The sequence below is a fragment of the Acinetobacter haemolyticus CIP 64.3 = MTCC 9819 genome (genome assembly GCF_000369065.1).
GTDB classification, from domain to species: Bacteria; Pseudomonadota; Gammaproteobacteria; order Pseudomonadales; family Moraxellaceae; genus Acinetobacter; species Acinetobacter haemolyticus.
On the sequence record NZ_KB849802.1, the window covers coordinates 64,663 to 86,744 of the forward strand.

At 39.2% G+C, this 22,082-nt stretch carries 20 protein-coding genes; 9 read left to right on the plus strand and 11 right to left on the minus strand.

Annotation, left to right across the window (positions count from 1 at the left end; translation table 11 throughout):
- Positions 1–3: 3 nt before the first annotated feature.
- A complete protein-coding gene (locus F927_RS07040; protein ID WP_004640441.1) occupies positions 4–444 on the plus strand; it encodes a YbjQ family protein in 441 nt (146 codons plus the stop codon).
- Positions 445–512: 68 nt separating this feature from the next.
- Here the strand turns inward: F927_RS07040 and F927_RS07045 are convergent, their stop codons facing one another.
- The 4 genes from F927_RS07045 to F927_RS07060 all read right to left on the minus strand — a co-directional run bounded on the left by F927_RS07045 (position 513) and on the right by F927_RS07060 (position 3,154).
- A complete protein-coding gene (locus tag F927_RS07045) occupies positions 513–848 on the minus strand; it encodes a hypothetical protein (protein ID WP_005083052.1) in 336 nt (111 codons plus the stop codon).
- Positions 849–867: 19 nt separating this feature from the next.
- Positions 868–1,674 carry an SDR family NAD(P)-dependent oxidoreductase gene (locus F927_RS07050; protein ID WP_005083053.1) on the minus strand — a complete coding sequence of 269 codons (807 nt, stop codon included), beginning with the start codon at positions 1,672–1,674 and terminating at the stop codon, positions 868–870.
- A gap of 12 nt (positions 1,675–1,686) precedes the next feature.
- The gene (locus tag F927_RS07055; protein WP_005083061.1) at positions 1,687–2,349 is read right to left on the minus strand and encodes a hypothetical protein; all 663 of its coding nucleotides are present in this window, start codon (positions 2,347–2,349) and stop codon (positions 1,687–1,689) included.
- A gap of 124 nt (positions 2,350–2,473) precedes the next feature.
- Positions 2,474–3,154, minus strand: coding sequence for a hypothetical protein (locus F927_RS07060; RefSeq protein ID WP_005083062.1), 681 nt, complete (start codon positions 3,152–3,154; stop codon positions 2,474–2,476).
- 251 nt (positions 3,155–3,405) lie between these two features.
- Here F927_RS07060 and F927_RS07065 point away from each other — a divergent pair, with 251 nt between their 5' ends.
- The gene (locus tag F927_RS07065) at positions 3,406–6,303 is read left to right on the plus strand and encodes a valine--tRNA ligase (RefSeq protein ID WP_005083063.1); all 2,898 of its coding nucleotides are present in this window, start codon (positions 3,406–3,408) and stop codon (positions 6,301–6,303) included.
- A gap of 64 nt (positions 6,304–6,367) precedes the next feature.
- Complete coding sequence (locus F927_RS07070) at positions 6,368–7,864, plus strand: AAA family ATPase (RefSeq protein ID WP_005083064.1); 1,497 nt, start codon at positions 6,368–6,370, stop codon at positions 7,862–7,864.
- A 42-nt stretch (positions 7,865–7,906) separates the two neighbouring features.
- Here F927_RS07070 and F927_RS07075 read toward each other — a convergent pair whose 3' ends face one another.
- The 3 genes from F927_RS07075 to F927_RS07085 form a co-directional block, all read right to left on the minus strand.
- On the minus strand, positions 7,907–8,287 hold the full coding sequence (locus F927_RS07075) for an endonuclease domain-containing protein (RefSeq protein ID WP_005083065.1): 381 nt from the start codon (positions 8,285–8,287) through the stop codon (positions 7,907–7,909).
- Positions 8,288–8,413: 126 nt separating this feature from the next.
- Positions 8,414–9,454 carry a hypothetical protein gene (locus F927_RS07080; RefSeq protein WP_005083066.1) on the minus strand — a complete coding sequence of 347 codons (1,041 nt, stop codon included), beginning with the start codon at positions 9,452–9,454 and terminating at the stop codon, positions 8,414–8,416.
- Between the two features lie 121 nt (positions 9,455–9,575).
- Entirely contained in the window at positions 9,576–10,481 is a 906-nt protein-coding gene (locus tag F927_RS07085; protein ID WP_005083067.1) for an AEC family transporter, read from the minus strand.
- 407 nt (positions 10,482–10,888) lie between these two features.
- Between F927_RS07085 and F927_RS07090 the strand changes: the two genes are divergently transcribed.
- The 6 genes from F927_RS07090 (at position 10,889) to F927_RS07115 (ending at position 16,703) form a co-directional block, all read left to right on the plus strand.
- Complete coding sequence (locus tag F927_RS07090) at positions 10,889–12,073, plus strand: ammonium transporter (RefSeq protein ID WP_005083068.1); 1,185 nt, start codon at positions 10,889–10,891, stop codon at positions 12,071–12,073.
- 452 nt (positions 12,074–12,525) lie between these two features.
- Positions 12,526–13,470 carry a transporter substrate-binding domain-containing protein gene (locus F927_RS07095; RefSeq protein WP_005083077.1) on the plus strand — a complete coding sequence of 315 codons (945 nt, stop codon included), beginning with the start codon at positions 12,526–12,528 and terminating at the stop codon, positions 13,468–13,470.
- A 78-nt stretch (positions 13,471–13,548) separates the two neighbouring features.
- The gene (locus F927_RS07100; protein WP_004640464.1) at positions 13,549–14,292 is read left to right on the plus strand and encodes an amino acid ABC transporter permease; all 744 of its coding nucleotides are present in this window, start codon (positions 13,549–13,551) and stop codon (positions 14,290–14,292) included.
- Between the two features lies 1 nt (position 14,293).
- Positions 14,294–14,977 carry an ABC transporter permease subunit gene (locus F927_RS07105; protein WP_004640466.1) on the plus strand — a complete coding sequence of 228 codons (684 nt, stop codon included), beginning with the start codon at positions 14,294–14,296 and terminating at the stop codon, positions 14,975–14,977.
- Between the two features lie 14 nt (positions 14,978–14,991).
- Positions 14,992–15,717, plus strand: coding sequence for an amino acid ABC transporter ATP-binding protein (locus tag F927_RS07110; protein ID WP_171055809.1), 726 nt, complete (start codon positions 14,992–14,994; stop codon positions 15,715–15,717).
- A 173-nt stretch (positions 15,718–15,890) separates the two neighbouring features.
- Positions 15,891–16,703, plus strand: coding sequence for a BUD32 family EKC/KEOPS complex subunit (locus tag F927_RS07115; protein ID WP_004640470.1), 813 nt, complete (start codon positions 15,891–15,893; stop codon positions 16,701–16,703).
- Between the two features lie 22 nt (positions 16,704–16,725).
- Here the strand turns inward: F927_RS07115 and F927_RS07120 are convergent, their stop codons facing one another.
- From F927_RS07120 to F927_RS07135, 4 genes are all read right to left on the minus strand, one after another.
- Positions 16,726–18,066: a sensor histidine kinase gene (locus F927_RS07120; protein ID WP_005083079.1), complete on the minus strand. Its 1,341-nt coding sequence runs from the start codon at positions 18,064–18,066 to the stop codon at positions 16,726–16,728.
- A gap of 2 nt (positions 18,067–18,068) precedes the next feature.
- Entirely contained in the window at positions 18,069–18,746 is a 678-nt protein-coding gene (locus F927_RS07125; protein WP_005083080.1) for a DNA-binding response regulator PmrA, read from the minus strand.
- Positions 18,747–18,760: 14 nt separating this feature from the next.
- Positions 18,761–20,401, minus strand: coding sequence for a phosphoethanolamine transferase (locus F927_RS07130; protein WP_005083082.1), 1,641 nt, complete (start codon positions 20,399–20,401; stop codon positions 18,761–18,763).
- A gap of 169 nt (positions 20,402–20,570) precedes the next feature.
- Positions 20,571–21,833 carry a DcaP family trimeric outer membrane transporter gene (locus tag F927_RS07135; RefSeq protein ID WP_005083085.1) on the minus strand — a complete coding sequence of 421 codons (1,263 nt, stop codon included), beginning with the start codon at positions 21,831–21,833 and terminating at the stop codon, positions 20,571–20,573.
- Positions 21,834–22,082: the final 249 nt, after the last annotated feature.

Below are 22,082 nucleotides of genomic sequence, written 5' to 3' on the forward strand. Positions count from 1 at the left end.
CAAATGGATGGCTTAATTTTTCAGATTGTCATTTTTCTCATTTTATTCTCTGTAGGCTGGGGATTTGGTCGTTATAACGAACAAAAACACTTAAGAGAACTGGACGAAAATGAACGTCTATTGGCAGATATCCACATCGATAGTCGCCGCTTTGCAAGTAGTGAACATCCAGGACACTTAATTAGCAGTAATGTCGTGATCTCACATGATTATTTTAAATTCATCCTTGCATCAATTAAAAATATTTTAGGTGGTCGCTTAACCAGTTATGAAAGTATCGTTGAACGTGCACGCCGAGAAGCGATTGTACGTTTGAAGCAACAAGCGAAAGCCATAGGTGGCCATCAAATTTTAGGTGTACGTTTAAGTACTACTGAAATGGGCATGCAAGGTGGCATGGTTGAAGTATTTGCTTATGGAACGGTGATTGTAGAACCAAAATAATACGCATTGCCGTCAAAAACCGCCTTGCACTTTATGCTTGGGATTTTATTCTAGACTTGTCTGAGTTATTACATGAGGGTTAAAGAAAAAATCAAACATAGAGACAAGGCGGCAAATATCCAATTCATTACGGACAATGCTTTTGGATACTTCTTGATCAAGATCGGCAATGTAATTAAGCACAGTATATAAATCAAAGGTGCGATGACCATGAGCCATCCAATCCACGCATATCCCCTCGCCCCTTCAAAATTAGAGACATTGTTTATCGTCACCAATAACAGCGCAACCAACCCAGCAATAAAAATACTCACCGGAACAGCAAATAACAGATAAAGAATAATTGAGAGAAGTGATACACGCTTTTTTATGAGTGAATGTGTCTGATTGGCATCACCTTTCATTTTCAACCTATTCTTTCCACTACTTCACTTTACTCTTACGGATCATTTTATATAACAAACTTGGAGATAAACGAGAGACGAGCACACCGAGTTGCTCTTTTTTACCACCAACAACAATGTATTCCTCTCCCGCCATCAATGATGCAACCACGCGCTCTGCAAAAATATCAGCGTCTAATCCATTCTCAATCGCTTCATCTTGATGCCCTTGTGGCTTTCCTTCTCCATTTAGTGCATTAAAGGAAACATTGGTTTTCACAAAACCAGGGAACACCACAGAAACCTGTACCCCCTGTTTTGCAACTTCGGCACGCAGACTATTCGCCCACATATGAATCGCAGCTTTTGCCGCAGAATAACTGGCGCGATATTGTGTCCCCAATAGACCTGCAACACTCGAAACAAATACCACTCGACCTGATTTCTGTTTCAGGAAAGTCGGGAGCACTGTTTTGGTCAGAAACACTTGTGAAAAGTAATCCACCTCCATGATGGCACGTTCTGTTTGCATCGTTGTATCTTGGATCAAAGCACGCTGACTTAAGCCTGCATTGTTGATCAACCAGTCGATGCGTCCCTTACATGCCAATACTTGCTCATACGCATGTCGAACTTGTGATTCGTCGGTAATATCGGCAGCAATCGAAATATGTTGTTCTGGCTTAAATAAACCGACGCGCACTGACTCCAATTCATCATAACGGCGTGAAGTTAAGACCACCTGAGCACCTTGTAATGCGCATTCACGAGCCAAAGCTTTGCCCAAACCAGAAGATGCACCTGTGATCCAAACTATTTTATTTTCAAGACTTTTTAGCTTTGCCATATTTTTCCCTACCTATGCTTGCTGGCGCATAAACTTTAGAAAATAATCAACATAAGTCGATGCCATCTGTTGATCAAGTTGAGTGCCTAATTTTTCTAAGCGCTTGTAACCAAGATGCGTTGTCATATTGATCACGCCATTTAAGGTTTTATCAACGACAAAGTTAAATTTTAAACATTTTTTCGGCTCTCGAATCAGATGGGTTACCCCAACATCAATTACCTCTGTTAAAAGTTTGAGTGCGTGCTGAATTTCTTGTTGATTACCCGCAGCTAACTTTTGTGCAGATGCCGTAACCTGCTGAGCGAGTTGCGACTCTACTGGATAAGTCATGTAAATATGATCATCTTCGATTTGCAACGTTTTGGATAAGTATTCAACCAGTGGAATGAGACGGTCATTTCCAAAAAAGGATACTGACCAAGGCATATATTTGCGAATCGCCTCTAGAATCTGCTGAATCACTTTTTCAGACTCGCCTGTTTTTGAATGCTGTTGGTTTTCTTGTAGTAACACCATAAAAACTTGCTCAATCACCTCACAAGCCATTTCAGACAATACATTACCCAACGCATTGGCCTGACTTTCTTTATTACCCTGCAATAATTGCGTTCGAATATGCGCAAATCTTGCATAAGTATCTGCATGAATACTTAAATAAACAGCGGTCTCCATCCTCACAACCTTAATTCTTTGAGTTCCGTAAATAAAAAAGACTTGTCAAAACAAGCCTTTTTCAAATTTAAAAGTAAAAATCTATTCTATCATTTTGGCTTTTACTTCATGAATGTAGCACAACCTAATTCGGTTCTGTATGCATAAATGCCAAAAAATGGTTAACGCACGCTGTAGCCGCTCCTGTATCCACTTGCTCGCCCATTTTTTCAAGTCGCTTATAACTTAAATTTGCAGTGAGATTGATGACACCATTGAGTGTTTTATCGACTACACGATTAAAATTAAGACATTTTTTCGGTTCACGAATCAGATTGGTGACCCCCAAATCCACGATTTGAATCAGTGTTTGAAATACATCCATCATGTCTTGAGTTTCATTATTTTTTAATTGCTCTACCAAAGCATGTGCTTGTTGGACCAAATGATGATCAATGGGATACGATACATATACTTGTTCATCATGATATTTAATCATATTGGAAAAATAATTGACGAATGGACATAAACGTTCATTGCCAAATAATGCAATCGACCACGGCATGTATTTTCGAACTGCAGCAATAATTTGTTGAATGATTTTTTCTGATTCTACGGTGTATTTCTGAGTTAAATGGGTTGGTTTTCGATTTTGGATCAACAGTACTGAAAAAACTTGTTCCACAATATCGCAAGCGATTTCAGATAACACCTCACCCAACACACGCGATTGATTTTCATCACTCCCTGTATTTAATCGTTGGCGTATCACCTCAAACTGGCTATAGGTCGTTGTATTAATTTTTAATAGGATTGAATAGCTCATTGAAATCATCCTTTTCTTAGTTTTAGCATTGTTATTTTGTTGTTTTATGCATCAGCATTATTTAATTATGTGATCCAATACACATAAATTTAACTTTTTATTATCAAAAAACCAACGCATTTCGTCGGCTTATTTAAACTTTGTAAAGTTATTTAAGCAGATACGCTTTGCCAGCGGTGAAATGCCAACAGATTCGATAGATTTTTGCTACAATAGATGCAATTTTTTATTCATTTTTGATCTTCTGTACTATGACTGACGCTCAATCTGCTCAAAATATCGCAACGACTTACGATCCAACTGAGATCGAGAAAAAATGGTATCAAATCTGGGAACAACAGGGTTATTTCAAACCATCAGGTCAAGGTGAATCATTCTGTATCATGATTCCACCACCAAACGTCACGGGTAGCTTGCACATGGGTCATGGCTTTAACAATGCCATTATGGATGCCCTCACCCGTTACAACCGTATGATGGGTAAAAATACCTTATGGCAACCAGGAACTGACCATGCGGGGATTGCAACGCAGATGGTCGTCGAGCGTCAACTGGGCCTACAAGGGATTAACCGCCATGACTTAGGTCGTGAAAAGTTCATCGACAAAGTTTGGGAATGGAAAGAACAATCAGGCGGAACAATTACCCGTCAAATCCGTCGTTTAGGCTCATCAGTCGACTGGTCACGTGAACGCTTCACGATGGACGAAGGTTTATCCAATGCGGTGAAAGAAGTGTTTGTTAAACTTCACGAAGATGGTTTGATCTATCGTGGTAAGCGTTTGGTGAATTGGGATCCAAAACTACAAACTGCCCTTTCTGATCTTGAAGTTGAAAGCAAAGAAGAAAAAGGCTCATTGTGGCACTTTAAATATTTCTTTGAAGACAAGTCGCTTAAAACCAAAGATGGCAATGACTACCTTGTGGTTGCAACGACACGTCCTGAAACATTATTGGGCGATACAGCCGTAGCGGTACATCCTGAAGATGAACGCTATGCACACCTTATCGGTAAAAACATTGTTCTACCGATCACAGGTCGTTTAGTTCCAGTTGTTGCCGATGAATATGTTGAAAAAGACTTCGGTACAGGCTGTGTAAAAATCACGCCTGCGCATGACTTCAATGACTATGAAGTAGGTAAACGTTGTGGTCTAGCGATTATCAATATCTTCAACAAAAATGCAGAAGTTTTGGCCGAGTTTGAATACATCGCTAAAGCGGGTGAGCAAATTTCACAACTGCTTCCTGCCCCTGCAGACTATATCGGTTTAGAGCGTTTTGCGGCGCGTAAAAAATTGGTTGAACAAGCCGAAGCCGAAGGGTGGTTAGATCAAATCCAACCGTATGACTTAAAAGCACCGCGCGGTGACCGTTCAGGTGTGATCGTTGAACCATTATTGACAGACCAATGGTATGTGAAAATTGCGCCACTTGCTGAGCCTGCAATTGAAGCGGTTCAAGATGGTCGTATCAAGTTTGTTCCTGAGCAATACACCAACATGTATATGTCTTGGATGCGTGATATTCAAGATTGGTGTATCTCTCGTCAACTCTGGTGGGGTCACCGTATCCCTGCTTGGTATGATCTCGATGGCAACATCTACGTGGGTCGCAACGAAGAAGAAGTTCGTAGCAAGAATAACATCGCTGCTGATGTAGAACTTAAACAAGACGAAGACGTTTTGGACACATGGTTCTCATCTGCACTTTGGACATTCTCAACTTTAGGTTGGACTGGCGACGCACAAAAAGATGCTGCGAATGATTTCCTTAAAACCTTCCACCCAACAGATGTGTTGGTGACTGGTTTTGACATTATCTTCTTCTGGGTTGCGCGCATGATCATGATGACCATGCACTTCATGAAGAATGAAGATGGTTCACCACAAGTTCCGTTCAAGACGGTTTACGTTCACGGCTTAGTACGTGATGGTGAAGGTCAGAAAATGTCGAAATCTAAGGGTAACGTCCTTGACCCATTAGATTTGATCGACGGTATTGATTTAGAAAGCCTCGTTGCGAAACGTACAACAGGCTTAATGAATCCGAAAGATGCTGCCAAGATTGAGAAATCAACGCGCAAAGAATTCCCAGACGGCATCAATGCTTATGGTACGGATGCAGTACGTTTCACCTTCTGCGCACTTGCAAACACTGGTCGTGACATCAAGTTCGACTTAAAACGTGTTGAAGGCTACCGTAACTTCTGTAACAAGATTTGGAACGCAACTCGTTTCGTTCTGATGAATGTTGAAGATCAAACGGTTGGTCAAGAAGCACGCCCTGATCTTTGGGAACTTCCAGAACAATGGATTATCAGCCGCCTGCAAAAAGCAGAAGCTGCGGTACATCAAGCATTCGCAACATATCGTTTAGACCTTGCTGCACAAGCGATCTATGACTTTATTTGGAATGAATACTGCGACTGGTACGTTGAGTTAACTAAGCCTGTTCTCAATGATGCGAATGTATCTGAAGAGCGTAAAGCTGAAGTTCGTCGTGTATTGCTTGCCGTGATGGAATCTTCACTACGTTTGGCACATCCACTCATGCCGTATTTGACAGAAGAAATCTGGCAAACCCTTGCGCCGATGTTAGGCAAAGGTGGTGCAACGATTATGACTGCACAATACCCTGTTCCTGATCAAGCGAAGATCAATGATCAAGCTGAAGCAGATATGCAGTGGTTACAAGGTTTGATCGGTGCAGTACGTAACATCCGTGGTGAAATGGGCTTAGGTAATGCACGTTTATTACCTGTATTGCTCAAGAACATTTCTGATGCAGAGCGTGAGCAAATCATCCGTATCGAAGCATTGTTCAAAGCACTCGCGAAAGTTGAAAGCATTGAGTTCTTGACCAATGAGCAAGAGCCACCTCTTTCATGCTCTAGCGTTGTGAGCCATGCTTCTGTATTTGTACCGATGAAAGGTTTGATTGATCCTAAAGCTGAATTGGGGCGTTTGCAGAAGGACTTGGATAAGGTTCAAAAGCAGCATGATCAAATTGCCAATAAACTTGCGAATGAAGGTTTTGTCGCTAAAGCACCAGCAGCCGTAGTTGAAGGTGAAAAAGTGAAATTGGCTGAGTTTGCTGATCAGTTAAGTAAAATTAAAGCAAGTATGGAGCAAATTGCTGCGCTTTAAGGTGTTGCATATTTAATCAAATCTATTGTATAAAGGGCTGATTATTCAGCCCTTTATACTTATTATGCAATTAAAGATTGAAAATTTAAAACATATTAAATCACTTGAATTCACAATCCCCACTCAAGGAATTTGGCTTTTGACGGGGTTAAATGGTTCAGGAAAGACTTCTCTTCTTGCTGCAATCTATCGTATGAAAGAACCTTCAGCCTTTCAAAAATATTATAAAACAAGCTCATTGGATTATTATGATTCATTTCAAGACTCTAAAATTACTTATCATATAAATAATAATACCGTGACTTACAAATATGGTAGTGAGCGATGGCGACCCACTCCAAATAATCAAAGTAAATTATTTAATGACGTAAGTTTTCCCGAAATAAGATTTATTGAAGTAAATGCAAAAAGAGTTGAACCATCATTACATGATCTACAAAATCGCCCTAGACCCATTGCTGTTCAAAATGAAACTATTCAATTTATGAAAGAAGTTTTAGATAACAATAAATGGGATAATTTAAAATATATTAATTACCAGAGAGGAATTGGAAATAAAGCATATATCATCCCCTATCAAAAAAATTCAAGAATTCATTATTTTTCAGAAAAAAATTTTAGTTTGGGTGAGTTATGTGTCTTAAGATTAGCCTGTGCATTAGAAGAAATACAAAATGATAGCTTAATATTAATCGATGAAATAGAAATTGCACTGCATCCGAAAGCTCAAAGAAAACTTTTATCAAAACTTCAAGATATTGCACTTAATAAAAATTTAACTATTATTTTTTCAACCCATTCATCAACATTGATTAAAAGTATTGATAGAAAAAAATTACTTTTTCTTCAGCAAGAAGGTAATACAAAAAAATTTAAAACCATTAATAATGTTTATCCCGCTCAAGTATTAGGAGAAATTGCCTATGATGAAGAGTTAGATATGGACTTTTTATTCTTTGTTGAAGATGATGAAGGTAAATTATTATTATCTCAAATCATTGAAAAATATAAAAATATAAGAAATTTAGGTACAGCTACATTTAGACCATCCTATAAAATTATTCCTATTGGTGGATTTCAACAAGTCATGGATGTCCTAGCTTCAAGTTCACAAATTTTTAGACAGAATATTGTACGCAAAGCATTTCTTGATCAAGATGTTTGCACTGAAACTCTTGCTGATCCAAATCAAGGTCATATTATTTCAACATATAATGCCAATCAAGCAAATATTAAATTTCTACCTTGTACCCCAGAAAAGGGAATAATTGATTTGATTGAATCTGATCCTAACTTCTGCGCTCAAATTAATTCTGCGTTCAGTGGTTCAAATTTGCACATTGAAATACTTATAGGCACACAAACTTATTTAAATGAACAATCACCTAAACCAAGGAAACAAGCTAAGAAACGTTATGATATGCTGATTAATCATATTCATCAAAATACTGGTGAAGATATAATCTCAATTAAAAAAGCACTTTATAAACTTTATACCGAAAAAAATTATCCAAATAATGGACCTTTAGTAGGATACCTAAATCCAATTTTTAATACATAATTCAAAAACTTTTAACCTCTCATTCTCACTTACTCCTATCCTTTACAGAAAAGATAAGTGAGAAATGGTTTTCAATTCAGAATATTTATGCCACAAATCCTCCAACATCACATTCGTCCGCCCCAACACATCATGATTCCAATACCGCACCACTTTTAAATCCAAAGCTTCTAAAAACTTAGTTCGTTCAGTATCATATTCAATCGCATCACCTGTGCCATGCTGACTACCATCTAATTCAATGACCAAACCTAATTCATGACAGTAAAAATCTACAATATATGGTGCAATCACATGCTGTCTGCGAAATTTCAGATTCATAAATCGTTTAGCACGAAGTAACTGCCACATCAGATTTTCGGCATCTGTCGCATTACTCCGCATGGTTTTGGCGAATTCTAATAATTGTGGGTCTAGTTTCATTTATTATTTTTACCTCTCCCTAGCCCTCTCCTAAAAGGAGAGGGAACGTTCATTATAAATTTTATGCAGGTACATAATCACTTGTAACTCCCTCTCCCTCAGGGAGAGGGTTGGGGTGAGGGAAAATCAAAGCACCCCATGCTCCAACAACATCTCCACCCCACTCACTTTTTTCGTATGCTTTAAACGTTCCTTTTCCCATTTCATTTGCTGCTTTAACTCAGCACAATCAACATCTATAGCTTTATAAATATCACTAATATGCACATGCTCGGCTTTTACCTTTTTCGCCAACTGAAAAGAATCTAAAATTTCTTCGATTTGACTTTCAAGCTGCTGACTTTGCGCATCCAAAGCCAATTTATAAAACTTCACTTGCTCGGTAGATAGTTCTTTAGCTCCTACTCCTTTATTCTGCTCAAGCTGTAACTGGAGTTTCAACAAATAAAACAAATCCTGCTGTTCATACGCCTGACTAGCTTGCTGAAACAATTCGGTTTTTTCTATTTTTTTAGTTTCATCTTGCTCACGATCAGGATGAATCATGGCAGCTATTTTTAAATACACCGTTTTAAGTGACTGTGCTGCTAGTTGCTCAGCTTGTTCACGTTTCTGTTGCTGTCGTAGCTGTTTGGCTTTTTCTCGTACCTGTTGTTGTTCAGCCGCATATTGCTCAAAGTCGTTTTCTAGTTCGCTTGCTTGTTCTGCATGTTGTTCGATGCTCTGCTCAGATAATGCTTGATACTCAAACTTTTTTGACTGTGATTTTTTAGGCTTTTTAACAGATTGTTGTGAATGTTGCTGATAAAAGGTATCGATCTGCTTCACAAGCGTGAGTTGTTCTTCATTCAGCATTTGTGAGCGTTTCAACATACGAGCAAGTTGTGCGATTTTTTCATCGAGTTGTTGTAGGTCAGTTTTAGAAAATGTATGTGATTGCAACATTTGCCAAAGTTGCTCTAATTGTAGAAACCATACCTCGTGTAGTTCACGGTACACAGGCATTAACTTTTCTCGGGTATGTTGTTGAATATCATCTTGCGCATTTTTCCATGTGGCGAGAATGATTTTTTGCTGTTCAATTTGAGCAATCAAACGATTGAGCTTTTTCTGCTGTGCAGATGGTTCAGACCTTTGCTTAAAACTGACTTTGAGATCAAAGGACATATTCATCTACCTGAAAATGAAGAATTGAATAATAAAACAAATAAGGAATTAACTCTTTATAAGTATAGAATAATATCCTTATGTTTAAGCATGAAATGTAACTTGTCGCTCGATGTATAGCTCAAGATACCCACCAAATCACGATTGGCAGGGTCACAGCCGCACATAAAGTTTGAAAGCTAATCACCGCAGCCATCAGTTGACTATCCCCGCCCAAGACCTTCGTTAAAATATAAGCAGCGGATGCCGTTGGCAAAGCAAAAAACACCACTAAAATTTGAGTTTGTAAGCTTGGCAAACCTAACCATGTACAGACCGCAAATGCCAAAGCTGGTACCGCTAAAAGTCGAGCAAATGTATCCGCAACTAACACCACAATATCTTTTTTCATCTGCATAAACTGTAAAGCCGCGCCAACACATAACAAACCCAGTGGCAAACTTGATGCTGAAAACAGCTTGATCAAACCAGAAAGACCATCCCAAATCGGAATATTTAAAACGTTAACCACACCACCCACAATACAAGAAACAATCAACGGATTCTTGAGTAATGCAATCAAAACAGGTTTAACCGCCATCTGCTCTTTAGAGGTTAAAGCCAGCACTGAAATCACATTGACCAATGGAATACACAGCGCCAGTAAAATCACCAAAATCGCCATTCCTTCTTTTTGGAATAAAGAAGCAACCAACGCTAAACCAATGTAAGTATTGAAACGAACCAAACTTTGGACATGTACACCAAAACGAGCAGGCTGAATATTCCAAAACATTCGCAATACATACATAAAAGCCGTCACGAGCAGCACGACAAAGAACATAGCGAATATCGCTGTACTCAGACTTTGAAAGTCCACCTTTGTGGTCGATAAGGTATTGAATAATAAAGCAGGAAATAAAATATAGTAATTTAGCTTTTCTGCTCCAGCCCAAAAATCTTGACTCAGGAAATGATATTTTTTAAATAGATATCCTGATGCAATCAATGCCACCAAAGGAAATAGGGCCAGAATAATACTATTCATTACTTTACTCAGCTTTTAATGTTGCAGTGCTTGGATATTTCAAAAATCAACTTATTGGTATTGATTAAAGATGATTTACAGTTTGTTTTAAACCCGTTATTACACTTAAGTACGATATGAACTTTATAAATTAGAAGCATCTAGCTCTGTCACACCATCATGCATGCTCATTTTCCAGTTAATATCAAATAATCGCTTAGGCTTCTACCCTAAAGCCAAAATGCACTACTTTTCATCAAAAATAAAATATTACCTCTAAATTGGTGCGTTTTTTGCATATCTCAGTGCATCAAAATGAGCTTTTTATAGATCGCTCTAGTTTTTAGATGAATTAAATCCATTTTGGTGCAAAAAATGATCGTTTTATTTGCACCAAAATTGGGTTTAGCACTTATATCGAGCATGTTATGCAAAACGTAGATATCTTTTTTCTATTAGTTGGTGCTGTACTCGTCCTCTCTATGCACGCTGGATTTGCTTTCCTCGAACTAGGAACAGTACGCCATAAGAACCAAGTCAATGCACTTAGTAAAATCCTCACCGACTTCTGTATCTCTGCAATTGCCTACTTCTTTGTCGGCTACTGGATTGCTTATGGTCAAAATTTCCTCGTGACTGGCGAATTACTATCTGCCAATCATGGCTATGACCTCATGCGTTGCTTCTTCTTACTCACCTTTGCCGCAGCGATTCCTGCGATTGTTTCAGGTGGTATCGCAGAACGCGCGAAGATGCGCTCTCAGGCATTAGCCACTTTATTATTAGTCGCACTGATCTACCCATTTTTTGAAGGTATGATTTGGAATGGTAATTATGGTGTACAAACATGGTTGGAAAATCAGTTTGGTGCTCCGTTCCATGACTTTGCTGGCTCAGTCGTCGTCCATGCGATGGGGGGCTGGATCGCACTTGCAGCAGTCTTGTTGTTGGGTGCACGAAATGGTCGCTATAAAGATGGACGCGTAAGTGCTCATCCACCATCATCTATTCCCTTTCTGGCTTTGGGTTCATGGATTTTGATCGTGGGTTGGTTTGGCTTTAATGTAATGAGCGCGCAACGTGTTGAGGCCATCTCAGGACTCGTCGCCATTAACTCACTCATGGCTATGGCGGGTGGTACATTAGCAGCCAACTTCATGGGTAAAAATGACCCAGGTTTCTTACATAATGGCCCGTTGGCAGGACTTGTGGCAATCTGTGCAGGCTCCGATATTGTGCATCCAATTGGTGCATTAGTGATTGGTGCAAGTGCAGGTGCGATTTTTGTGTACTTCTTCACTTATACTCAAAATAAACTCAAAGTCGATGATGTACTTGGTGTTTGGCCTTTACATGGTATTTGCGGTGCATTCGGCGCCATCGTTGCAGGTATTTTTGGCCAACAAGCACTTGGCGGTTTGGGTGGTGTATCTTTTATTTCACAATTAATCGGCACAGGATTGGGCATTAGTGTGGCTTTAATCGGTGGTTTCATCGTCTATGGTCTATTGAAGCTCACTATAGGTATTCGCTTATCTCAAGAAGAAGAATTCCGTGGTGCCGACCTATCTGTTCATAAAATTTCAGCGAACTCAGAGCAATCAATGTTCTAATTTTTCAATTATTTAAAGCGGCGATCTAGCCGCTTTTTTTTCGACGATGATACGGATTTAAAGAATTACAGATCAATCACGGCGTTTATTTTAAACTTTGACGACATATAACATCTAGAACGAAACCTAGTTCTAATGTCATCTATGGTTTTACATCCTAAAATTTACGCTGAAATTTATCCTCGCCAAAAATACAAGTTGTGGCATGTATTATGCTTTCTTTTTCCTGCAATTTTTACTGTAATTCGTTCGTTATTAAATTGCGTGATTGATCCATAGTTACGTTTAACAAAACCGTAAAAAATATCGCTTGAGCAACCGTATTGAAGTCTATTAATATGAAAACTAATGTATTTTTATACATGAAAAAAGATATTATTTTTCATAAAAACTGACCGCTCAATAGTAACAATTACGAATGCGTCCATAACGATACAAAAGGAGTTTTGTACATGACACCTAAACGCACCATGACCTCTTTGCTTTGCGCAAGCGCTTTAATGTTCGGCCTAAGTGCCTGTAGTGATAATAAAGCTCCAGCCGCAGGTGATAAAGCAACTGAAGGTGATGTCTCTACCTCAGGTACCTTAAATAAAATCAAAAGCTCTGGCACGATCGTGCTAGGTTATCGCGATTCTTCTATTCCATTTTCTTACATTGCTGGCAATCCAAATCAGCCTGAAGGATATGCCCATGATCTACAACTGAAAGTGGTTGAGGCTGTTAAGCAAAAACTAAATATGCCTGACCTGAAAATCCGTTATAACCTCGTCACCAGCCAAAACCGTATTCCCCTCGTATCAAACGGTACCGTAGATCTGGAATGTGGTTCCACCACCAATAATAAAGAACGCCAACAACAAGTTGATTTCTCAGTGGGTTTCTTTGAAGTTGGTTCACGACTGTTAACAGCCAAAGATTCTGGAATTAAAGATTTTGCCGACCTCAAAGGCAAAAAACTAGTAACCACCGCAGGTACGACTTCAGAACGTTACATCCGTCAGCATCAACAAGAATTAGGTATTGGTGAAATCATTTCTGCCAAAGACCACGCTGAATCATTCCTGATGTTACAAAATGGTCGTGCGGTTGCGTTCATGATGGATGACATTTTACTTGCGGGTGAAAAATCAAAAGCCAAAGATCCGAATAAATGGGACATTGTGGGCACTGCACCTATCCAAGAAATTTATGGCTGTATGTTGCGCAAAGGTGATACCGGATTTAAACAAGTGGTTGATGATGCTATTAAAGCCACCTACGCTTCAGGTGAAATTAACCAAATGTACGAGAAATGGTTCCAACAACCAATTCCACCTAAAAATATTAACCTGAACTTTGCTATGTCTGATCAACTTAAAGCGTTAATCAGCAATCCGCATGATCGGGATCAATAACCCAATCACTTATATCGAAAATATTATTGCGGAACCGGGGAACAATGGATGTTCTCCCGCTTCTTCTCAGGAGTTATTATGACTTATAGCTGGAACTGGGGAGTTTTGTGGCAATCAACGGGTGTGGGTGATACCACTTACCTAAACTGGGTTGTAACGGGTCTAGGATGGCTGGTGGTTATTGCTGTGGTAGCGTGGACGATTGCCATGCTTCTCGGCAGTATCCTTGGCATTATGCGTACACTTCCAAATAAAACAGCCAGAGCCATAGGCACCGCCTACGTCACGCTGTTTAGGAATGTACCTTTACTTATTCAGTTATTTATCTGGTTTTATGTGGTTCCAAACTTTCTCCCTGCACCAATTAAAAACTGGTGGATGAGTGATCTCGGTGCCAATACCACCGCATTGATTTCTGCCAGTATCGGACTCGGACTATTTACCGCTGCACGTGTTTGTGAACAAGTAAGAACGGGCATTGAAGCCTTACCCCAAGGTCAAATCAATGCAGGCTATGCAATGGGCTTTTCTACGGCACAACTGTATCGCTATGTGATTCTGCCACAGTCTTTCCGTACAATTTTACCCCCATTGAGTTCAGAGTTAACGAACTGTGTAAAAAACACCTCTGTAGCTTCCCTTGTCGGGGTTGCGGAAATTATTTCACAGATGAAAACCATCAGTGAATACACGCAAAATACCATCGAAATTTACACCATTGTCACCATCATTTTTATCGTCATCAACATCTGCTTGATTTCTGCAATGAACCTACTGGAAAAACGTCTGCGTATTCCTGGTCTAATTTCAGGAGGTAAGTAGTATGGAATGGCTAACTTCTTTTCTGAATGATTTACAACAATCTGGCCCTGCCCTTTGGCACGGTTTCAGCATCACCATAAAAGTGGTCGTGATTGCCACAATTGGCGGTATTTTTATTGGTACGCTGCTTGCGCTAATGCGTTTATCTTCAATTAAAGTCTTGAACCTAATCGCACAAGCTTATGTGAACCTCTTTCGCTCCATTCCACTACTGCTGGTACTGATGTGGTTTTATTTTGCGGTACCGTTTATTTACACCTCGATCACAGGTAAATATCTGACCATTGATACTGCTTTAGTCTCTAGTATCGTGGCATTCATGTTATTTGAAGCTGCTTATTTTTCTGAAATTGTGCGTGCTGGTATCCAATCGATTCCAAAAGGTCAGGTTGCCGCAGCGGCCGCTCTCGGCATGAGTTATGGTCAGTCCATGCGTCTGATAATCTTGCCTCAGGCATTTCGAAAAATGACCCCGCTATTACTTCAACAAACTATTATTCTATTTCAGGATTCCACCATGGTATATGCCATTGGTTTGCTGGATTTTTTCAGAACAAACTATGTCCGTGGGGATCTAATGGGCTTACTTACCCAATATATTTTATTTGCAGGGTTGGTGTACTTTACCGTTAGTGCCATCGCAACATTTGCAGTGAAACGTTTACAAAGGAGGTTACGTGTATGAGTGACAATAAAGTAATGATAGACCTCCAAAATGTCAGTAAGTGGTATGAAAAGTTTCAGGTACTGACCGACTGTTCTACTCAAATCCGTCAAGGTGAAGTGGTTGTCGTTTGCGGTCCATCAGGTTCAGGAAAATCGACATTGATTAAAACTGTAAATGGTCTTGAGCCATTTCAACAGGGTAAAATTTTTGTAGATGGTGTACCGATTCATGATTCCAAAACCGATATGACCAAATTACGCAGTCGAGTCGGAATGGTGTTTCAACACTTTGAATTATTTCCTCACCTCAGTATTACCGAAAATCTAACCATTGCTCAGATTAAAGTGTTAGGTCGTTCAGAAGCAGAAGCGAACAAGAAAGGTTTGGCTTATCTCGACCGCGTTGGACTAAGTGCACAAGCCAATAAATACCCTGCACAGCTTTCAGGTGGGCAACAACAACGTGTCGCGATTGCCCGTGCGTTGAGTATGGATCCGATTGCGATGTTGTTTGATGAACCTACATCTGCACTTGATCCTGAAATGATCAATGAAGTGCTTGATGTGATGGTTGGACTTGCCAAGGAAGGGATGACGATGATGTGTGTTACCCATGAAATGGGTTTTGCTCGTCAGGTCGCGAATCGTATTATTTTCATGGATCAAGGAAAAATTGTTGAGGATTGTTCCAAAGATGAGTTCTTTGGTACACCACGCGGCGAGCGTGCTCAGCAGTTTCTGGATAAAATTTTACATTAAGTTCATCGCAAGTATAAAGCAGCCGACTTGGTTGCTTTATGCTGAAATATAAGCCATTAATTTTCTTTTCGCCATCACACATCGCTATATTTCAATTCCGTAATTAAGCCACAATATGATAAAGTGAGTCCTCATTGAAATGAGTATGATGACTTAGGAATAAATAGCTGCACATGGATGACTTTCAAAAATTCTTAGATGCCACAGTTACAACTCAACAAGATTCAATCCAAGCATATGAATTAAACACGGGTAAAGTATGGTTAAAGAAAGCATCTGAACGTCATGGCTTATGGTTATACACGCCCCTGAAATGGCTCGCCAAAATTTTCAATTTGGGCGCAATCATGCCTGTTCCAAATCAAGGTGGTAGCAAAGCAATCCAGTGTGAATTTAACCGCATTAATCAACTCAAACAACTTGGTATTTCTACACCGAATGTACTTGCTATCTCAGAAAAAGGAATTCTACTAGAAGATCTCAGCATACAACGTCAAAGTAAAGTAAAACAACTTGATCAAGCTCTCGCAGGCCGTAAAAAAAAGCCTAGTGTACAACTTTCGTTATTTGAACAAGCAATACAAGAAATCCAGAACATCCATTTTAAAGGAGGTTATTTAAGTGAAGCTTTTGCGCGTAATATTTTAATTGATGAGCAGAACCACTTTAGTTTTATTGATTTTGAGACAGATCCTGGAGATGTGCTTAGTCTACATGACTGTTTTGTTCGCGACTGGCTATTATTTATATTTTCAACTGCCTATCATTTTGAATTTGAACAATTAAATGATGCCAGCCACACACTTTATCAAGTATTATTGGCTGAACCACAAGTCTATAAAGACATTTGTAAAGTTGGAAAACGCCTAAACTGGATATCTCATTTAAACATCAAAAAAGTCGGTAATGATGGAAAACGTATCCAAAAATGTGTTTTATTTTTACGCTATTTAAAAGAACAATCAGAAGTAAATAGCAGCACTTAATTTATGTTTTATAGAACTGATACTAAGTATGTCGTTCAAGGGTTTTGGGAAGTCGAACAGTCACGGATAATCCTCCCAAATCTTTACTTTGAGCCAAGGTTAAACGTCCCCCCAAACGTTGCGTAGCTTTATCAACAATGGACAATCCCAAGCCACTACCCACTTCCAAATGATGATGGACACGATAAAAACGTTTCAGAACCTCATCATACTTTTCAGGATCGATCCCTGTACCACTGTCTTCAATTTGAATACAGGCAAAATCTTTATCGTCGCTATATACAGAAATATTGATAATACCTTGATTGGGGGTGTATTTAATCGCGTTATCAATCAGATTAAATATAATCGAATGTACTGTGGATTCAAGGCTTTGCATCTCAACAATGTCATTGCGTTCAAACCCTAGATCAATTTCTTTTTGCATCGACAAACTAACCAGTTGTTCGATACAGTCCAATACAACATCATTTAAACGAAATTGGCTATGTGGTTCGACCAACATTAAGCCAACATCCTGCTTTGCTAAGGCCAGTAATTGGGTGACCAAATGCTGAATACGCGCTAAACCTTTACTTAAATTTTGTAAGGACTGTTGTTCTGGTAATTGGCTCATCAGAATTTTCGTCTGCAAATTTAACGCAGTCACAGGAGTCCTGAGTTCATGTGCTGCATCTGCAATAAATTGTTTTTGTTCAGTTTGGGCGTGCTGAATACGCGCAAATAGATGATTCATTTCTTCAATGGTCGGTATCAACTCTTGTGGATACTCACCGCTATCAATCGGAGCTAGGCCATCTGAATCACGCTGTGTTAACTCTTCTTTGAAATCATCCAAAGGTTTTAAACTTAAACTAATAATAAATGCGAGAATGATGATGGCAAATGGCAAAAGCAACACATAGGGAATAAACATACTCCCAGCCAATTCCCATGCAAAATTCTTACGCACACTTTCTTGCTGACTGACTTGGATTTGATAGTCTTTCAAAGGGATCGCATATACTCGCCATTTACCTTGAGGGGTTTCTTGGCTATAAAAACCTGCTTGTTGTACCGGCGGAATAAGCAAATGGGTATGATGTGATAAATGGCTATGATCTTTATATGCCCAAATATCAACTAGCAAATCTTCCTCATGATAACTACGATGCAACTCAACTTTACTGGCGATCGTAGTCATCGGCTGCGTGACTGATCGTTCCGCCATATACTGCATTTGCGTGTCCAGAATCTCATCAACTTCATACAATGCAATTTTATAAGCAGTAAATACCAGCAGACATCCAAGCAAAAGACTGAAAAGTGAAGTCCCCCAAATCAGTCTTTTTTTCAGTGAAAATTGCTTAGATATCTTTAGCATTATTAAGGTTGCCCTAGTCGATAGCCTAATCCACGAATTGTCCGAATAAAGTCTTTACCCAACTTTGCACGTAAATGATGAACATACACTTCGATTGTATTACTGGTGACTTCACTATCAAAATCATACAACTTATCTTCTAGATTTGCCTTTGAAAAAATCTTATTAGGATGTGTCACCATCGGAATCAGAATCGCCCATTCTCTGTTCGAGAGTTCGATTTGCTCCCCTTTAAACGTCGCTAAATGCTGTTCCACATCGAGAATAAGATCACCACTTTTAAGAAGTTGGGTATTACCTTTATTCTGATTCATGACAGTATTGCCACGGCGCAATAATGCATGGATACGAGCCAGCAACTCATCAAACTCATAGGGCTTAATCAGATAATCGTCTGCACCTTGATTAAGACCATCGACGCGATTCTGTAGTTGATCACGCGCTGAAATAATCAACACGGGCATTGCCGTGCGTTGACGAATTTGTTTAAGGATTTGCATACCATCCATCAAAGGTAAACCCAAATCCAGCAACACCAAATCAAAAGCTTGCTTTCCGAGCAAAGCCAAACCATCTACACCATTATTGACCCATTCAACATCAAACTGATGGAATTGCAATAAGGTTATAGTTGACTCTGCAATCATAAAGTCATCTTCGATCATCAAGATCTTGGTCATAAGCTCATCTCACCTTATGGATGGGTACATGCAGTTAGCATATTGTTGTTTGAGTCAATCACTTTGGTTTTCACATCCAATAAACTCAGCATGGTTGGAAATAAGTTATCTTGACTCAGTTTTTTATCCTGTTGTTGTAACAAACAGTGCACTTGTTTTTCTGCCTGTTGCTGCCATGATTTAGAAAACCACATCAACATCGGAATATGGGTTTGTTGTGTTGGTGCGATTGCATAGGGCGCGCCATGTAAATACATACCATGTTCACCAGTGGACTCACCATGATCTGATAAATACCACATTGCACTTCGATATTGCGTTGTATTTTTTAATGTTTCTATTAATGTATCCAATATGTGATCTGTATAGAGCACCGTATTGTCGTAACTATTGATCAATTGATCATGATCACAACCTTGAATCGCATTGGTATCACACGTTGGTTTAAACTGACTGAATACTCTCGGTACACGTTCATAATACGCAGGGCCATGACTGCCAATTTGATGTAACACAACCAAGCGTGGACGCGTATCTTGTGCTGGAATTTTTTCTAGATAAACCTTTAAACTATCGACTAAAATTCCATCAAGACATTCATCATTCTTACACCATTTTTGTTGAAGCGTATCTGGTATTTTAAACTGTTCAACACGGTCACAGATTCCTTTACAACCTGAATTATTATCAATCCACGTCACTTGATAACCCGCTCGCTTAGCGATATCCAATAACCCCTCACGATGACTGGCGAGTTGCTCATCATAATCCACTCTAGGCATGCCTGAAAACATACATGGCAAAGATACAGCCGTTGCTGTACCACAAGAGCTCACTTGGGAAAAATTGATGATCTCTTGCTGAGCAAGTTTGGGATTGGTATTTCTTGCATAACCATCTAAAGCGAAACTTTCAGCACGCGCAGTTTCACCGACCACTAACACCATTAATTTAGGTAAATTTTCTGTATTTTGATCGTCAATCGTTGCATCCAAACCATAACCAAGCAAAGGTAAATTTTGATGAGGTACTTTCTTTTTATAATATGAAACCGAAGCCGCAAGCATATTTTGTGGTGATATCATACGTTTTAAATCACGATGCTCACGAAAAATCGCAGCAAAATCAACATAAAAAATAAATAATGTCCCAGCTACAATCAACAAAGCCAGTCCTGAAGCCACAACTTTCTTTAAAATTTGACCCGTGATCGGTTCAGATTTAATTTGCAGAAAAAGCATTGTAGTGATAGGAAAAATAATCATTCCTAGGACCCACAACAACAAACTCCATGACCATGTATCTCGAGCTTCTGCAAAATTAGTTTGCATGATATTTTGAATTTGGTCGGCAGTGATCAACACCCCTAAACTTGTTACCGTATAAGAAGCTAACCCACCGATTACGATTAAAATCATCGCAATCAGTTTTGCATTCCACTTCCAACTCACCCACTGCAAGATAAAGTTATATACGGCGATCACGACCATAACAGAGGCGGCAACAAATAAATTCGCCTTTATCCCTGTATAGGGTGTGAGTGATCGAAGTCTTTCATAAAAGCTAATATTAAGGAATAATCCCAACCAAACTGCCAACAAAAGGTTAAAAGTCAGTAGAGAAATGGCTTTGATCTTGAGGTTTTGCAGCAGCATGAAAGTCACACTCTACCAATCAATTTTGGAGTGTTGAAACCTTACTGAAACAAACTTAAAAATGACTTAAAGATAAAGGGCTCTAATTTGCTATAGAACCTCTCAAGGGTTTTATCAATAAAAAATCGAGGCTTAACCTCGATTCTTTATCCTTGCGTATAGGGATGTGTTAGAAGCTGTATTTCGCCATCAAACCAACACGATTATCTTTAAAAGACTTACCTTCAAATGTTTCACGCTTACCATTGATATATTCAACCCCTAAATCAATTGGTTTCGCAGGCGTATAAATAAAGTTGATCCAAGCTTGTTGTACTTTCTCATTGGCTGTGACATTGGCTTTGGCATAGTCAGTACCATCATCAGCAAAATGAGCACCGTATGCTAATGTTGAACGCAAGTTAGGTAAGATTTTATAAGTTCCACCGACTTGTACAGCGATGACTTCATTTTGCTCTATATCATCATTTACTACGGTATAAGCTGTGTTGCTGCCATAAAGATAACTGCTATCACCCACTACATAAGAGGCATCAGCAAAAAGCTTCAATGGGTCAGCAACTTTAAAGTCAGTTCCTAGAGCAATACCCCAACCAGTTTTATCGTCGCCAGCCTTTTCTGATTTATAATTTTCAACTAAAGCACGTGCTGAAGCAGAACCTTTACCTTCTGCATAAGCTTGTGTCACTTTAGCTGTCAACACAGGTAATCTATATTTAATTTTATCATCAGTTGCTGAGCTATCACCTTCTTCTGCTGAAACGAACAACTGTGTGGTTGGACCCAATTTGTAGTTATAACGGACTTGCGGAAGACGCTTTGTACCACCACCAATGTTGGTAGAGAAGTCTATCATTTCAGGCGCATGGCTCGATAGAAAGTTTGATGTGGTTTGGCCAAAGAGCCAGTTATCATAAGTTAAGTATGCATGACGAATACGTAATGCCTCATTGGTGCCCGCGAAGTCCACCTCAACTCTCCCTCCTACCTTGGCATCACCGACTGGCGTGGTAAAATCTAAACCAAGACGTGTTGTTTTAGCTGTGGCCCGTAATTTATCTTTCGCCTCACCTGTTGACTTACTTACAGCATTAAAATCATCATCTGCACCTTCGATAATGTAGTTGGCATCTCCTCGAACAAAACCATACAGATTTACGTCAGCTCCCGCTTTCGACTTTAAAGATGCTAATGGAGAAACAGGCGTGGTTACTTGAGGCTGGGTCTTAACTTCCGCTAATTGTACCTGCTGCTGCTGTTGTACCTGTCGTTGTTCTTGGACTAAAGCTTTTAATGCTTCAACTTCCTGACGAAGCTTTTGAATTTCTTCCTTATCGGAAGCTGCCGCATGTGCACCGCTCATCATCAAAGCCGTGACCGTTAGCGCTAAACCTTTAATTACAAATGATTTACTATTTAGTGATAATTGCATCGAAAACTCCTAATCTATATTTTATGTTGCCTATCCATGCGAAATTGATCCATATTTTTGCTAAGAACTAAAAGGATCAAACATTTTCCAATGTATTGAGGTGCATGAATTTGGTTACTACATCTAAAAAAATGATTTATATATAAAATAAAGTTGAAACTTGGATCGAAATAAGGTGAAACCATCTTTCCAATTTACCAAGATATTCTCTTTACTATATTTGGTAACAAATCCTACACAGCACCTTTA